Raw genomic sequence first — 14352 nt, 5'->3', positions numbered from 1 at the left:
GTGTATTCCTTTGAGCAAGTGTTAAACCGCGCAAGCTGCAGCGCCGCGCGGTTGAGTTGGTACGATTATAGAGTGCTGAACAGCGGAATAATCCCCATCAGCAACGCGGCGACCATTATGCACAGGCACACCAGTACTGCCCACTTGAGGGTAAAGCGCTGGTGATCGCCAAACTCGATACCGGCCAAAGCGACCAGCAGGTAGGTCGAGGGTACCAGCGGGCTCAACAGGTGCACAGGTTGGCCGACGATCGACGCACGGCCCATTTCTGCAGCCGTGATGCCGTAGTGGCTGGCGGCTTCGGCGAGTACGGGCAGTACGCCATAGTAGAACGCATCGTTGGACATGAAGAATGTAAACGGCATGCTCACCAGCGCGGTGATCACGGCCAGGTACGGGCCCAGCGCCTCAGGAATGACGGCCAGCAGGCTCTTGGACATGGCATCGACCATGCCGGTGCCCGACAGGATGCCAGTGAAGATACCGGCCGCGAAAATCAGCCCCACCACCGCCAGTACGCTGCCGGAGTGGGCGGCGACGCGGTCTTTTTGCATCTGCAGGCATGGGTAGTTGACGATCATCGCGATACTGAACGCCACCATGAACAGCACCGGAAGTGGCAACAGGCCCGCAATCAGTGTGCACATCAGGGCAAAGGTCAGGGCACCGTTGAACCAGATCAGCTTCGGACGTCGGGCGTCCGGAAATTGCGACACGCTGATTTCGCTGTGGTCGATCTCGTCGCCTTGCAGGTGCAATTCGCCCAGGCGTGCACGCTCGCGCAGGCCGTACATGTAGGCGATCACCAGGATGGCGACGACGCCGGCGGCCATGGCTGGGATCATCGGTACGAAAATGTCCGATGGGTCCACATGCAGCGCGCTGGCGGCACGGGCGGTCGGGCCACCCCAGGGGGTCATGTTCATCACGCCGCCGGCGAGGATGATCAGGCCGGCCATGATCCGCGGGCTCATGCCGATGCGCTGGTACAGCGGCAGCATGGCGGCCACGCAGATCATGTAGGTGGTGGCGCCGTCACCGTCGAGGGACACGACCAGGGCCAGCACGGCGGTGCCGACCGAAACTTTCAGCGGGTCGCCCTTGACCATCTTGAGGATCTTGCGCACGGCCGGGTCGAACAGGCCGGAGTCGATCATCAGGGCAAAGTAGAGAATGGCGAACATCAGCATCACGCCGGTCGGCGCGAGTTTGGTGATGCCCGCAAGCATCATCGGGCCGATCTCCGGCGCGAAACCGCCGAACAGCGCGAACAGGATCGGCACGATGATCAAGGCGATCAGCGCGGACAGGCGCTTGGTCATGATCAGGAACATGAACGTGATGACCATGGCAAAGCCAAGGAAAGTCAGCATAGGAATACTCCAGGCGTAGCGCGGCTAGGGAATGGCGAACCGGGTGGGGGTCAGCGCAGAACGAAAGGCACGAGGCGTACGGGTGGAGTGGGGGCGAACAGGCGGGTACGAGCGGACATCGGGAATCACCATTGTTGTTGTTAACAGCCGGTCTGTTGCCGGCAGTGGGGGCGATCCTAGACGGGTAAGCTTTCAGCCAGCTTTCGCCGGCTGAAAGGGTGATGAAGGGTTGTTCGGCGTTTCAGGGCAGTTCCAGGCCGCCCGCCGCCTTGTGCAATGCCCGCAAATGCTCGCCCACCTGCTTGAGGTTGGCTTCGCACGCGGCAATCTCGGCGGAGCGCGAGGGGTCCAGCAGCGCCCTCACCTCTTTATCCAGCTCGCCAGTCAGTGATTGCAGTTGCTTCTGGCGCTCGGCGCTTTCCGATTCCAGGCGCTTGGCTTCCGAAGGTTGCGGCAGGCCATAGCCGCCGCTGCCCAGGAGTTCTGCCGGTCGGCTGAGGAAGCCGCTGTTGGCGAGGATCTGTTGCAGCGTGGCGTTGGCTTTCTCCATGCCGCCGTTTTTCAGCTCGCGGGCGCCGAGGTAGCGTTGTTTGACTTCGTCCTGGGCCAGCATCAACTGCTTGCGAAAGCTCGCCTGCTCAAGCAGCAACAGCGCAGCACTGGTGCGCAGGTCGGCCTGGCCGAACCACTGGCGACGTTCCTCTGCGCTGAGTGACAGCCAGTCTTCGACCTGGGTCTGTTTGATCGGCAGATGCTTGCGCAGTACATCGAACATCGCCTGGTAGCGCTCGCGGAAGGAGTCGAAGTGATAGCCCAGGCGTAACGCCCGGCGTTTGTCGTCCAGTACGCTGGTGTCGGCCAGGCCGCGGGCGCTCAGTACTTCGAGCAAACCGTTGGGCGTGATGTTGTCCAGGCCAGTCAGTTGCGGGTTGGCGCTGCCGCTGCGTAACAGTTTCAGGCTCTCCACTGCACAGTTGTTGGAAATGAAGAAGTAGTTGCCGTCGTAGCTCCAGTGCATTTCGGCGGCATGCTCGACGGTGTCGTTGATTTCCTGGCGGGTCAGTTTCAGCGGCACGGAGGCCAGGCCGCGCAACTCGGTCTTGGTGTACTCGTCGATCACTTGCGCCAGCGGCAGCACAAACAGGCGCGACGGGTATTTGCCGACCAGTCCGTCCCAGCTCGACAGCTGTACGTCACCGACAAATGCGCGGTAGGACAACACCAGGTGCTGGTCCAGGTCCAGCCGACAATCCGGCCCACGCGGCCGGCCTGGCGCGCAGATCACCAGGCGCAACATGCTGTGGCCCCAGCGGCTCACCAGGTTCTGGTTGGCTTCGGCCAGCAGGTAGTCGATTTCGTAGACGCGCTCTGGGTCGACATGGCCCAGCGGCGTCTTGGCGAAATCGTTGCCGGCGTTCAGGAATGCATAGGTGTTGGCGCAGGCGTCTTGATTCGGCGGCGCCCAGCCAAAGTGTTCTTTGTAGTAACGGAACAGCGAGGGGCGGCGGCAGGCGTAGCTTGGGTCAAGCAGGAAGTACTCCATATTGACCGCCACGAACTCCAGCGGGCTGGTGGTTTCGTAGATGTCCGGGCTGCGCGCGACCTGATGGTTGTTTTGTTCGCGCTCGCCACGACGGCCGACGTATTGCGGCCAGCCGGCAAGGTCCAGCAGGCGGGGGTCATCGCTGAGGGTAAAGCGTCGGTCATTCTGGCCGCGGCATTGATCCGGCAGGCCGATCAAGCCGGTGATGTTGTTCTGGCGGCTGCAGCGGTTGATCAGTGCGCGGTCTGCTTTGGACCACAGGCGTGCACGGTCATAAATGTGCGTCAGTTCATGCAGTACGGTGGCGAGCATTTCGCGGCGTACGGTGCCGTGGGGGCGATTGGTTTTCTGGGTGGCGGCGCTGCCGTCGGTCAGGCTGGTGAGCAGGTTGCGATTGAGATCCAGCTCGGACACCAGGGAGGCTTGCCCGTAGGCGTTCTCGGGCATCTTGTCGGTCCAGCCGACATCGATGCGCCGGTCCAGCTGCTCGATGAAGCGCGGCGGCAAAGCGCGCATCGCTTCATTGAGCAACGCCTGGCTGGCCTGCTGTTCAGCCGGGCTCAAGCCCTCGGTCTTGAGCCGCAGCTGCAGGTCGGCCTGGGCTGCGCTGGCACACAGCAGCACAACCCCGGCCAGGAGCCAGGCGGCCATTCGCCTCACAGTGCGAGGATAGCTTCGGCGAGGGTCTGGTCACTGGCGTCGCGGGCTTCCGGCAGACGGGTGCGCAGGGTGTCGAAGGCGGCTTCCAGGCGTGCGCCACGGATTTCGCCGTTGGTAGCGACGAAGCTGGCAGCGTCATCGTGGGCTTCGCGCACGACTTTGGAGTCGCGGATGGAGGTGGTGGTGTCCGAGGTGAAATCAATGGTGCGGCCAGAGGCGCGAACAATGATGTTACTGGTGGCCACCAGGGTCTGTGCCTGGGCAACGTCGGCCAACAACAGCAGGCCAAGGGTGGCGGCAATCAGCGGGCTACGCATGGAATAACTCCAAATACAAAGATGGAATACAGAGATGATTATTGGACGAGAATTGCTTGCGCCAGTTCAAGGTCGCTGGCGTTAAGTTTTGGTTGGCTGCGGCGCAGATAATCCAGCGCTGACTCCAACCGTGCCCCCCGCCATTGGCCGTCAGTGGCGATAAACGCGGCAGCGTCATCCTGGGCGGCCATTATCACTTTTCTGTCGAAGGGTGCGGAAGTCACCTTGCTGGTGGCGTACGCACTGGCAACGGTGCTCTGCGTGGTCAGGTCGAAGGCCGAAGCCAAGGGCGACCAGGCGGCGCAAAGCAATACAGGAACTATTAACAGGCGGTATGAAAAAGCCATGGGACTCGACAACTGAAAACGAGCGCCAAGGCTAGCGTAATGCCCGGGCGAGAGCCAGCGCCCAGGCATCAGCCCTGCATTCAGATCGCCAGGATGGCCTGGGCCAGCTGTGCGTCAGTTGCGGTGTTCAGCTGCGGCGCTTGTTGGCGGATCTGGGCCAGGGCGCTTTCCAGTTTCACGCCACGGATGGCGCCTTCGCTGGCAACAAAGCTGGCGGCGTCGTCAAGGGCAGCGCGTACGACTTTGTTGTCGCGCAGGGACGAGGTGGCATCGGAGCTGGCGTCGGAGGTGGCTTTCAGCGCGCCGACGATGGAGTCGGTGGTCACGATGAAGCTGGTCGCGTTGGCGTTGGCAGCCAGGGCCAACAGGGCGGCGGCACTCAGCAGGCTAAGACGGGACATGGGATGACTCCTGTAGATGAACGGATAAGGTGGCGCAGGGCAGCTATTGGGGATCAGACGCCTGTACTGCGCGGTTCGCCACGTGGTGACTGGATATTAAGCCGCCGTTTATCCGTTCGGGAAGCATCTTGACTGCCTAGTCACGCCAGAACGGTTTGGACAGCTCGTTCATTCGGTCGCCAGGGCTGATGCCCAGGTCGGACAGTTCACGGCTATCAAGCTGCGACAGCTGGCGCCGTTCATAGGCCTGGCGCAGCCATTTGGCCACGGTCGAGGGCGCTTGGCGTAACAACCGTTTATAGCGGGGGGACGGCGTATCCATGGGGAGCACCTTTCATGAGGTCTTGGAGCACCATGTTGAACGAGGCGATGTGACCGATACAGATACACCGATGTTAAATTGTACTGCTTAACTGTTGTGTTTTATAAACTGTGCCTGTCTTCGAATCATGCCACTGTTTTACGGTTGAAAACCCAAACCCCGAAAACAACAAAGCCCGCCTCCGGTTTCCCGTGGCGGGCTTTGCTTTGACAAATCAGGGTGCTGGCGGTGGACCCGGTAGGTCAGGGCCAGCGAGCGCTAAGTTAGCGCCAGAACGGCTTGCTCAGCTCTTCGTAGCGTTGAGCTTCGCTGATGCCTGCGTCAGCCAGCAGACGCGAATCCAGGCGAGCCAGTTGGTGGCGGCTGGAGATGCGGCGCTGCCACAACATCAGGTTGGCGATAACGCGCAGAGGCAGGGAGGCCTGGGTGTTTACAGCTTTTTCTTCGAAGAACAGTTCGGAACTGAGTGTACGTTCCATGATGACATCCTTCCGCTTGTGGCGGGATTAGGTAGTGGTTTAACTGATGCCAATGATCCTCTTCCGGCGCAAGACTCTCTAGATACAGTTCACCTGTATTGTGAGGGGCCAGTTAACTGTTTATAGGGGCTGTACTGTACGGAAATGGGGCAACTGTACCTGTCCGCACTAAAGTAGTGCGAAATAGGCATTTTTGAAGTGATGTGTGGGATATTTCGGTAAGAAAAGACCGGTACAGCAGTACAGTTTTTCCAATAAGTGCCGGTGGAGATGTCGAGCTGATGAAACTGTGTTTGCATCAGCCCGTATCTGTATCAATTACGCCTTGAGCATATGCCCGGTTTCTTCCAGGTTGATGTGCCAGCTCAGTGCATCACGCAGGATGTGCGGCGTGTGCCCGCCGATGGCGCAGGCAGCATTGAAGTAACTGTTCAGGGCGTCGCGGTAGGCGGGGTGCACACAGTTGTCGATGATCACCCGCGCCCGTTCCCGTGGCGCCAGGCCACGCAGGTCGGCAAGCCCAACCTCGGTGACCAGGATGTCGACGTCATGCTCGGTGTGGTCCACATGGCTGACCATTGGCACCACGCTGGAAATCGCCCCGCCCTTGGCAATGGATTTGGTAACAAAGATCGCCAGGTGCGCATTGCGTGCAAAATCCCCGGAGCCGCCAATACCGTTCATCATCCGTGTGCCACAGACATGGGTGGAGTTGACGTTGCCGTAGATGTCGAACTCCAGCGCGGTGTTGATACCGATGATGCCCAGGCGACGCACCACTTCCGGATGGTTGGAGATCTCTTGCGGGCGCAGTACCAGTTTGTCCTTGTACTTCTCCAGGTTGCCGAACACGTCGGCATTGCGCCGTTCTGACAAGGTGATCGAGCTCCCCGACGCGAAACTCAGCTTGCCCGCGTCGATCAGGTCGAAGGTCGAATCCTGCAACACTTCCGAATACATGGTCAGGTCTTCGAACGGCGATTCGATCAGGCCACACATCACCGCGTTGGCGATATTGCCGATGCCAGCCTGCAACGGGCCAAGTTTGTTGGTCATGCGGCCGGCGTCGACTTCCTGCTTGAGGAAGTTGATCAGGTGATTGGCGATGCCTTGGGTATCGCTGTCGGGTGGCGTTACGGTTGAAGCGGAGTCGGCCTGGTGGGTGATAACGATGGCAACGATCTTTTCCGGTGGAATCGGAATCGCAGTGCTGCCGATCCGGTCATCGACCTTCACCAGTGGGATCGGCGTACGAGTTGGCCGGTACGTCGGGATATAGATGTCGTGCAACCCTTCCAGGTTCGGGTTGTGTGCCAGGTTGATCTCGACGATCACCTGCTTGGCGAAAATCGCAAAGCTGGCCGAGTTGCCTACAGACGTTGTAGGCACAATGTGGCCTTGCTCAGTGATTGCGACCGCCTCAATCACCGCAATATCCGGCAGCTTGAGTTGGTTGTTGCGCAGTTGCTCGACGGTTTCCGACAGGTGCTGGTCGATAAACATCACTTCGCCGGCGTTGATCGCCTTGCGCAAGGTGCTGTCGACCTGGAACGGCATGCGCCGGGACAGTACACCCGCTTCGGTCAGTTGCTTGTCCAGGTCATTGCCCAGGCTGGCACCGGTCATCAGGGTGATTTTCAGCGGCGACGTCTTGGCGCGTTCAGCCAGGGCGTGGGGGACGGCCTTGGCTTCACCGGCACGGGTGAAGCCGCTCATGCCGACGGTCATGCCGTCCTCGATCAGTGCGGCGGCGTCTGCCGCGCTCATGACCTTGTTCAACAACGAAGGCAAGCGGATACGATCACGGTACATGGATTGTTATCTCAGGCTACGGAAGCAAGGTGCGCAGTTTAGTGATTTCGAAAAAATTCGGCCCGCTACCATGGTCGAATGCCAGGCAGCGATTTAGAGCCTTTGGTCGGGTTTCATGCGGTAATAAAAAACCCCAGCCTACTGGAGGCCGGGGTTTCGAGTATTGCGCTGAAGCAGTGTTACTCGACGGCTTTGACCATGTCTTCGATGACCTTCTTGGCATCACCAAAGACCATCATGGTCTTGTCCAGATAGAACAGTTCGTTATCCAGGCCGGCGTAGCCGCTGGCCATCGAGCGCTTGTTGACGATGATGGTCTTGGCCTTGAAGGCTTCGAGAATCGGCATGCCGGCGATCGGTGAGTTCGGATCGTTCTTGGCGGCCGGGTTGACCACGTCGTTCGCGCCCAGCACCAGCACCACGTCGGCCTGGCCGAATTCGGAGTTGATGTCTTCCATCTCGAACACCTGGTCGTATGGCACTTCGGCCTCGGCGAGCAGCACGTTCATGTGGCCAGGCATACGGCCCGCCACCGGATGGATCGCGTATTTCACGGTGACGCCGTGGTGAGTCAGCTTCTCGGTCAGTTCCTTGAGCGCATGTTGTGCGCGTGCCACGGCCAGGCCGTAGCCCGGAACGATGATCACGGTATCGGCGTTGGTCAGCAGGAAGGTCGCATCGTCAGCCGAACCGGACTTCACCGGGCGCGCTTCTTTGGAGCCGGCTGCGGCACCCGCATCCGGCGCATTGCCGAAACCGCCGAGCAGTACATTAAAAAAGGAGCGGTTCATCGCCTTGCACATGATGTACGACAGGATCGCGCCGCTGGAGCCCACCAGGGAGCCGGCGATGATCAGCATCGAGTTGTTCAGCGAGAAACCGATGCCCGCCGCCGCCCAGCCGGAGTAGCTGTTGAGCATTGAGACGACCACAGGCATGTCGGCGCCGCCAATCGGGATGATGATCAGCACGCCCAGCACGAAGGCCAGCGCCAGCATCAGCGCGAAGGCGGTGAGGTTGCCGGTGAACATGAAGGCCAGGCCCAGGCCAAGCGTCAGCAGGCCGAGCACCAGGTTCAATTTATGCTGACCGCCGAACTGTACCGGTGCACCCTGAAACAGGCGGAACTTGTACTTGCCCGACAGCTTGCCAAATGCGATCACCGAACCGGAGAAGGTGATGGCACCGATGGCCGCGCCGAGGAACAGTTCCAGACGGTTACCGGCAGGGATCGCGTCGCCCAGGTGTTTGACGATGCCCAGGGATTGCGGCTCGACCACGGCGGCGATGGCGATGAACACGGCTGCGAGACCGATCATGCTGTGCATGAACGCCACCAGTTCCGGCATCTTGGTCATTTCTACGCGCTTGGCCATGATCGAACCGGCGGTGCCGCCGACCAGCAAGCCGACGATTACGTAGCCGATACCCGCAGTTGCCAGCTCAGCGCCGAGCTTATAGATGAGGCCCACAGTCGTGAGTACCGCCAGCGCCATGCCGAGCATGCCGAACAGGTTGCCGCGTCGCGAGGTCGTCGGATGTGACAGCCCTTTGAGGGCCTGGATGAAGCAGATCGACGCGATCAAGTAGAGCGTCGTTACCAGATTCATGCTCATTACTTAGGCGCCTCTTCTTTTGCTTTCGGGGCTTTCTTCTTGAACATCTCAAGCATCCTGCGGGTCACCAGGAAGCCGCCGAACACGTTCACCGCCGCAAGCGCCACGGCCAGGGTGCCCATGGTCTTGCCCAGCGGGGTCACGGTGAGGGCGGCGGCCAGCATGGCGCCGACGATCACAATCGCGGAAATCGCGTTGGTCACCGCCATCAATGGCGTGTGCAGCGCGGGGGTCACGTTCCAGACCACGTGGTAACCGACATAAATCGCCAGCACAAAGATGATCAGGTTGTAGATACCGGGGGAGATAAGCTCTTCCATCGTCTGAATCCCTGCTTAGGCGTTTTTGCGGATGACTTGGCCGTCGCGGCACATCAGGCACGCGGCGACGATGTCGTCTTCGAGGTTGATTTCAAACTGCCCTTCCTGGGTGAAGACCAGCTTCAGGAAGTCCAGCAGGTTGCGCGCGTACAAGGCTGACGCATCGGCGGCGACAGCGCCGGCGAGGTTGGTCGGGCCGCAGATGATCACGCCGTTTTCCACCACGACCTGGTCAGCGACGGTCAGCGGGCAGTTACCACCTTGGGCAGCGGCAAGGTCAATCACCACGGAGCCGGGCTTCATCTGTGCGACGGTTTCAGCGCTGAGCAGGGTCGGCGCTTTGCGGCCTGGAATCAGAGCGGTGGTGATGACGATGTCGGCCTGCTTGGCGCGTTCGTGCACGGCCAGGGCCTGGCGCTGCATCCAGCTGGTTGGCATCGGACGGGCGTAGCCGCCAACGCCGACGGCGCATTCGCGTTCTTCGTCGGTCTCGTAGGGCACGTCGACGAACTTGGCGCCGAGGGATTCGATCTGCTCTTTTACGGCCGGGCGCACGTCAGACGCTTCGATCACTGCACCCAGACGTTTCGCCGTAGCGATGGCCTGCAAGCCGGCAACACCAGCGCCGAGGATCAGCACTCGAGCGGCCTTAACGGTGCCAGCAGCGGTCATCAACATCGGCATAAAGCGCGGGTAGTGATGAGCGGCGAGCAGCACGGCCTTGTAACCGGCGATGTTGGCCTGGGACGAAAGCACGTCGAGGCTTTGCGCGCGCGAGGTGCGCGGCGCGGCTTCAAGGGCAAAAGCAGTGATGCCCCGCTCAGCCAGCTTGGCGATGGTTTCGTTGCTGAACGGGTTGAGCATGCCCACCAAGACGGTGCCGCTTTTGATCAGCGCGAGTTCGCTGTCGCTGGGGGCAACCACCTTGAGGATCAGCTCGGCGCCAAACGCATCGTTGGCACTGCCAATGGTTGCGCCTGCCGTTTCATAGGCACTGTCAGTGATGCTGGCTTTAATGCCGGCGCCGCTTTGTACAGTGACCTTATGGCCCTGGCCGATCAGCTTCTTGATGGTTTCCGGGGTGGCAGCCACCCGCGTTTCACCGGTCTGGGTTTCGAGAGGAACACCAATGTGCACGTCAAATCTCCTGCATGATCTTTTTGCTTTTGATCTTTTTGTAAAAAGGCCAGTGCACCGCGAGTGGCGCAACTGGGGCGGCCGATCAGCACGATCCCGCTGAAATGACAGCGGGGCGCGGCATTTTGCAGGCGAACTTTACGGCCATCAAGGGATTATGACGGGTGACGAAAAATTAACTACAAGTCACCCTGTGACTGATTGTCGCAACGCTTTGAATTAACCTCTTCAAATACAGGGTCTTAAAGGCCTGTAGGCGTTTTTGTAGCGTTTTGACATCTTTGATGTGAATAGTCGGTCATTGGCTTGTATTAGTCGCTACAGGCCATATGAGTCGTGGCTTTGAGCCCTATTTTTGTCTGACAGATACAGTCTGTTTAAATGCGACATATACGTATATCTGTAGGATTAAAAATATGCTGACTACAGAGTCAGCAATGCGGTTTCGACCTTTAAATACTAGGGCTGTAGCGCTGTGATTGTTCGATAAGCCAATCCCTGAATGCGTGCATCGAGGCTGATTCGACCTTTCTGTCAGGAATCATCAAGTAATAAGCCTTCGAGCTGCTCAACGCCTCGGGACTCGCAATCATCAGTTGGCCCTCCTCCAATTCGCGTTGGATAAGGAACGGCGGGATCAGCGCGATCCCCATGTCATGCATGGCGGCCTGGGACAACATCGAGAATAGCTCGTAACGGGGGCCTGTCATGTCGCGGGGTACGCTCAACTGCTGCGCGTTGAACCACTGGCGCCACGCGTAGGGTCTCGTAGTTTGCTGAAGGAGAGGCAGTTCTGCGATTTCCTGAGGGCTGAATTGCGTGCTGCTACCCAGTAGTCGAGGGCTGCACACGGGGACGGGGTTTTCTCCCATCAAACGGTGCGATTCCGTACCGGACCAGTCGGCATCGCCGAAGTAGATGGCGGCGTCGAATTCGGTGTCGGCAAACAGGAAGGGTCGTGTGCGGTTTGTCAGGTTGACTGTGACTTCCGGGTGCTGGTGTTGAAAATCCTTGAGGCGTGGGATCAGCCATTGAGTTCCGAACGTGGGGACCACGGCCAACTCGATGGTGTTAGCGCCCTGCTGACCCATGACGGAAAGCGTGTCGCGCTCCACGGCATCCAATTGCGTGGCAACGCGGCGGCTGTAAGACAGCCCTGCTTCCGTCAGTTTTACCCCGCGCCGTGAGCGGCGAAACAGCTCGACACTCAAAAACTCTTCAAGGCTAGCGATCTGTCGACAGATGGCACCTTGCGTGATCGAAAGTTCGTGCGCGGCCTTGGTAAAGCTCTCGTGGCGGGCCGCGGCTTCAAAACTGACAAGGGCGGTGGTACTGGGGATTTTCCTGCGCATATACCGTGTCCTCACATGTAAAGCGCATATGCGCGCTTTTCGTCGGTTTCGAAGTGAGAAATTAGCACAACCCTATGCGGAAACCTCGTTTGCCCTCCTCGCCTGTCGGGCCTAGGCTGGTTCCACGACTTCCGTTTCTTTCCGCGAGGACTTATTCATGGCTGGCAAGGCAAGCTTCAACTGGATCGATCCACTGCTGCTGGATCAACAGCTCACCGAAGAAGAGCGCATGGTGCGTGACAGTGCTGAGCAGTTCGCCCAGGACAAGCTGGCGCCGCGTGTGCTCGAAGCCTTCCGCCATGAAAAGACTGACCCTGCGATTTTCCGCGAGATGGGCGAGACCGGTTTGCTCGGTGCGATGATTCCCGAGCAGTACGGCGGCAGCGGCTTGAATTACGTCAGTTATGGGTTGATTGCCCGCGAAGTGGAGCGTGTTGATTCCGGCTATCGCTCGATGATGAGTGTGCAGTCGTCACTGGTGATGGTGCCGATCAATGAGTTTGGCACCGAGGCGCAGAAACAGAAGTACTTGCCGAAGTTGGCGTCTGGGGAGTGGATCGGCTGTTTCGGTCTGACCGAGCCCAATCATGGGTCTGATCCAGGTGCGATGATCACCCGAGCGCGCAAGGTAGAGGGTGGTTACAGCCTGACGGGCGCGAAGATGTGGATCACCAACAGCCCGATTGCGGATGTGTTTGTGGTGTGGGGCAAGGACGATGCTGGCGATATCCGTGGGTTTGTCTTGGAGAAAGGCTGGAAAGGCCTGAGCGCACCGGCGATTCACGGCAAGGTCGGGCTTCGCGCTTCCATCACCGGTGAAATCGTAATGGATAACGTATTTGTGCCGGAAGAGAACATCTTCCCGGACGTGCGTGGCTTGAAGGGGCCTTTTACCTGCCTTAATTCTGCGCGTTATGGCATCTCCTGGGGGGCGTTGGGTGCTGCCGAGTTCTGCTGGCATACCGCTCGCCAGTACACACTGGATCGCCAGCAGTTCGGCCGTCCATTGGCGGCGACCCAACTGATCCAGAAGAAGCTGGCCGACATGCAGACCGAGATCACGCTGGCCTTGCAAGGCTGCCTGCGTCTGGGGCGTATGAAGGATGAAGGCACTGCGGCGGTTGAAATCACGTCGATCATGAAGCGCAACTCCTGCGGCAAATCCCTGGATATCGCGCGTATGGCGCGCGACATGCTCGGTGGCAACGGCATTTCCGATGAGTTCGGGGTAGCGCGTCACCTGGTCAACCTGGAGGTCGTGAATACCTATGAAGGTACTCATGATGTGCATGCCCTGATCCTCGGGCGCGCGCAAACCGGTCTTCAGGCGTTCTATTAATAGGAGCACGGCATGGGCGCGCTTTCGCATCTACGTGTACTGGATCTATCGCGAGTACTGGCGGGCCCCTGGTCCGGGCAGATCCTTGCGGACCTTGGGGCTGAAGTGATCAAGGTCGAGCGACCGGGCAGTGGCGACGATACGCGCGCCTGGGGCCCGCCCTTCCTCAAGGATGCCTACGGCGAGAACACTAGTGAGGCGGCTTACTACCTGTCGGCCAATCGCAACAAGCAATCGGTGACAATCGACTTCACGCGGCCGGAGGGGCAGGCGCTGGTGCGTGAGCTGGCGGCCAAGTCGGACATCCTCATTGAAAACTTCAAGGTGGGCGGGCTTGCGGCTTATGGGTTGGACTATGAGTCGCTGAAGGAGATCAACCCCGAGTTGATCTACTGCTCGATCACGGGCTTTGGTCAGACCGGGCCCTATGCGGCGCGGGCAGGCTATGACTTCATGATTCAGGGGTTAGGCGGACTTATGAGCCTGACGGGGCGGCCCGAGGGGGATGACGGTGCTGGCCCGGTCAAGGTAGGTGTGGCGCTGACTGACATTCTTACGGGGCTCTACTCGACGGTGGCGATTCTGGCGGCACTGGCTCATCGCGATCATGACGGTGGCGGGCAGCACATCGATATGGCGTTACTGGATGTGCAGGTGGCCTGCCTGGCCAACCAGGCGATGAATTACCTGACGACAGGGGCACCGCCGAAGCGGCTGGGTAATGCGCATCCGAATATCGTGCCTTATCAGGATTTTCCCACCGCTGACGGAGACTTCATCCTGACGGTGGGTAATGACGGGCAATTTCGTAAGTTTGCCGAAGTGGCTGGGCAGCCGCAGTGGGCGGATGATCCGCGTTTCGCTACTAATAAGGTGCGGGTGGCGAATCGGGCGGAGCTGATTCCTTTGATTCGTCAGGCGACGGTGTTCAAGACGACGGCTGAGTGGGTGTCGCAGCTGGAACGGGTCGGTGTGCCTTGTGGGCCAATCAATGACCTTGCGCAGGTGTTTGCCGACCCTCAGGTCAAGGCGCGCGGGTTGGAGATGGCATTGCCTCATGCGCTGGCGGGGATGGTGCCTCAGGTTGCCAGTCCGATAAGGCTGTCCAAGACGCCGGTGGAGTATCGCAATGCGCCTCCGCTGCTGGGAGAGCATACGGCTCAGGTGCTTCAAGATGTATTGGGATTGGGTGTGGCGAATGTGGTTGCTCTGAAGGCGGCGGGTGTTATCTGAATCCTTTCTTCTATATAGAAGGTGCTGACGGCTCTTAATTGGTGGTTTTTTAATCAATTCTCGCTAATTGATAGAAAAGTAAAATCAAGGGTTGACGGCAG

Annotated in this window: 14 protein-coding genes; 2 read left to right on the top strand and 12 right to left on the bottom strand. The window is 59.4% G+C overall.

What is annotated here, in order from left to right:
• Positions 1 to 65 precede the first annotated feature (65 nt).
• From HX823_RS17575 to HX823_RS17520, 12 genes are all read right to left on the bottom strand, one after another.
• Positions 66 to 1373: a CitMHS family transporter gene (locus tag HX823_RS17575; protein WP_016978810.1), complete on the bottom strand. Its 1308-nt coding sequence runs from the start codon at positions 1371 to 1373 to the stop codon at positions 66 to 68.
• Between the two features lie 241 nt (positions 1374 to 1614).
• A complete protein-coding gene (locus HX823_RS17570; protein WP_177075741.1) occupies positions 1615 to 3576 on the bottom strand; it encodes a DUF4105 domain-containing protein in 1962 nt (653 codons plus the stop codon).
• Complete coding sequence (locus HX823_RS17565) at positions 3573 to 3893, bottom strand: DUF2388 domain-containing protein (RefSeq protein ID WP_034110655.1); 321 nt, start codon at positions 3891 to 3893, stop codon at positions 3573 to 3575. The genes HX823_RS17570 and HX823_RS17565 overlap by 4 nt, the downstream gene beginning before the upstream one ends.
• Positions 3894 to 3931: 38 nt before the next feature.
• On the bottom strand, positions 3932 to 4240 hold the full coding sequence (locus HX823_RS17560; RefSeq protein ID WP_038851158.1) for a DUF2388 domain-containing protein: 309 nt from the start codon (positions 4238 to 4240) through the stop codon (positions 3932 to 3934).
• An 80-nt stretch (positions 4241 to 4320) separates the two neighbouring features.
• Positions 4321 to 4641: a DUF2388 domain-containing protein gene (locus tag HX823_RS17555; RefSeq protein ID WP_177075739.1), complete on the bottom strand. Its 321-nt coding sequence runs from the start codon at positions 4639 to 4641 to the stop codon at positions 4321 to 4323.
• A 136-nt stretch (positions 4642 to 4777) separates the two neighbouring features.
• Entirely contained in the window at positions 4778 to 4963 is a 186-nt protein-coding gene (locus tag HX823_RS17550; RefSeq protein WP_177075737.1) for a DUF1127 domain-containing protein, read from the bottom strand.
• 263 nt (positions 4964 to 5226) lie between these two features.
• Entirely contained in the window at positions 5227 to 5442 is a 216-nt protein-coding gene (locus HX823_RS17545; RefSeq protein WP_012721550.1) for a DUF1127 domain-containing protein, read from the bottom strand.
• A 318-nt stretch (positions 5443 to 5760) separates the two neighbouring features.
• Positions 5761 to 7254: an acetyl-CoA hydrolase/transferase family protein gene (locus HX823_RS17540; RefSeq protein ID WP_038851148.1), complete on the bottom strand. Its 1494-nt coding sequence runs from the start codon at positions 7252 to 7254 to the stop codon at positions 5761 to 5763.
• Positions 7255 to 7433: 179 nt separating this feature from the next.
• Positions 7434 to 8870 (bottom strand): NAD(P)(+) transhydrogenase (Re/Si-specific) subunit beta, encoded by a 1437-nt coding sequence (locus tag HX823_RS17535; RefSeq protein ID WP_122759123.1) that lies wholly within the window; start codon positions 8868 to 8870, stop codon positions 7434 to 7436.
• The gene (locus tag HX823_RS17530; RefSeq protein ID WP_003220416.1) at positions 8870 to 9190 is read right to left on the bottom strand and encodes an NAD(P) transhydrogenase subunit alpha; all 321 of its coding nucleotides are present in this window, start codon (positions 9188 to 9190) and stop codon (positions 8870 to 8872) included. Before HX823_RS17530 ends, HX823_RS17535 begins: the two co-directional genes overlap by 1 nt.
• A 15-nt stretch (positions 9191 to 9205) precedes the next feature.
• Positions 9206 to 10327, bottom strand: a complete 1122-nt coding sequence (locus HX823_RS17525; protein ID WP_038851152.1) for a Re/Si-specific NAD(P)(+) transhydrogenase subunit alpha — start codon at positions 10325 to 10327, stop codon at positions 9206 to 9208.
• A 452-nt stretch (positions 10328 to 10779) separates the two neighbouring features.
• The gene (locus tag HX823_RS17520) at positions 10780 to 11679 is read right to left on the bottom strand and encodes a LysR family transcriptional regulator (RefSeq protein ID WP_177075735.1); all 900 of its coding nucleotides are present in this window, start codon (positions 11677 to 11679) and stop codon (positions 10780 to 10782) included.
• A 157-nt stretch (positions 11680 to 11836) separates the two neighbouring features.
• On the opposite strand from HX823_RS17520, the gene HX823_RS17515 reads away from it, so the two are divergent.
• Together HX823_RS17515 and HX823_RS17510 are read left to right on the top strand one after the other, a co-directional pair.
• Positions 11837 to 13018, top strand: a complete 1182-nt coding sequence (locus HX823_RS17515) for an acyl-CoA dehydrogenase (RefSeq protein WP_010207882.1) — start codon at positions 11837 to 11839, stop codon at positions 13016 to 13018.
• A gap of 12 nt (positions 13019 to 13030) precedes the next feature.
• A complete protein-coding gene (locus tag HX823_RS17510; RefSeq protein ID WP_177075733.1) occupies positions 13031 to 14251 on the top strand; it encodes a CaiB/BaiF CoA-transferase family protein in 1221 nt (406 codons plus the stop codon).
• Positions 14252 to 14352: the final 101 nt, after the last annotated feature.

The organism is Pseudomonas sp. P7759, from assembly GCF_013386445.1.
Lineage (GTDB): Bacteria > Pseudomonadota > Gammaproteobacteria > Pseudomonadales > Pseudomonadaceae > Aquipseudomonas > Aquipseudomonas azotoformans_A.
The sequence above is the reverse complement of the archived record's forward strand: the minus strand, read 5'-3'. Positions and strand labels throughout refer to the sequence as shown.

Bases quoted from the DNA above. Each gene is read 5' to 3' on its own strand.
- HX823_RS17575 (WP_016978810.1), bottom strand. From the start codon at position 1,373: ATGCTGACTTTCCTTGGCTTTGCCATGGTCATCACGTTCATGTTCCTG.
- HX823_RS17565 (WP_034110655.1), bottom strand. From the start codon at position 3,893: ATGCGTAGCCCGCTGATTGCCGCCACCCTTGGCCTGCTGTTGTTGGCC.
- HX823_RS17560 (WP_038851158.1), bottom strand. From the start codon at position 4,240: ATGGCTTTTTCATACCGCCTGTTAATAGTTCCTGTATTGCTTTGCGCC.
- HX823_RS17555 (WP_177075739.1), bottom strand. From the start codon at position 4,641: ATGTCCCGTCTTAGCCTGCTGAGTGCCGCCGCCCTGTTGGCCCTGGCT.
- HX823_RS17550 (WP_177075737.1), bottom strand. From the start codon at position 4,963: ATGGATACGCCGTCCCCCCGCTATAAACGGTTGTTACGCCAAGCGCCC.
- HX823_RS17545 (WP_012721550.1), bottom strand. From the start codon at position 5,442: ATGGAACGTACACTCAGTTCCGAACTGTTCTTCGAAGAAAAAGCTGTA.
- HX823_RS17540 (WP_038851148.1), bottom strand. From the start codon at position 7,254: ATGTACCGTGATCGTATCCGCTTGCCTTCGTTGTTGAACAAGGTCATG.
- HX823_RS17535 (WP_122759123.1), bottom strand. From the start codon at position 8,870: ATGAGCATGAATCTGGTAACGACGCTCTACTTGATCGCGTCGATCTGC.
- HX823_RS17530 (WP_003220416.1), bottom strand. From the start codon at position 9,190: ATGGAAGAGCTTATCTCCCCCGGTATCTACAACCTGATCATCTTTGTG.
- HX823_RS17520 (WP_177075735.1), bottom strand. From the start codon at position 11,679: ATGCGCAGGAAAATCCCCAGTACCACCGCCCTTGTCAGTTTTGAAGCC.
- HX823_RS17515 (WP_010207882.1), top strand. From the start codon at position 11,837: ATGGCTGGCAAGGCAAGCTTCAACTGGATCGATCCACTGCTGCTGGAT.
- HX823_RS17510 (WP_177075733.1), top strand. From the start codon at position 13,031: ATGGGCGCGCTTTCGCATCTACGTGTACTGGATCTATCGCGAGTACTG.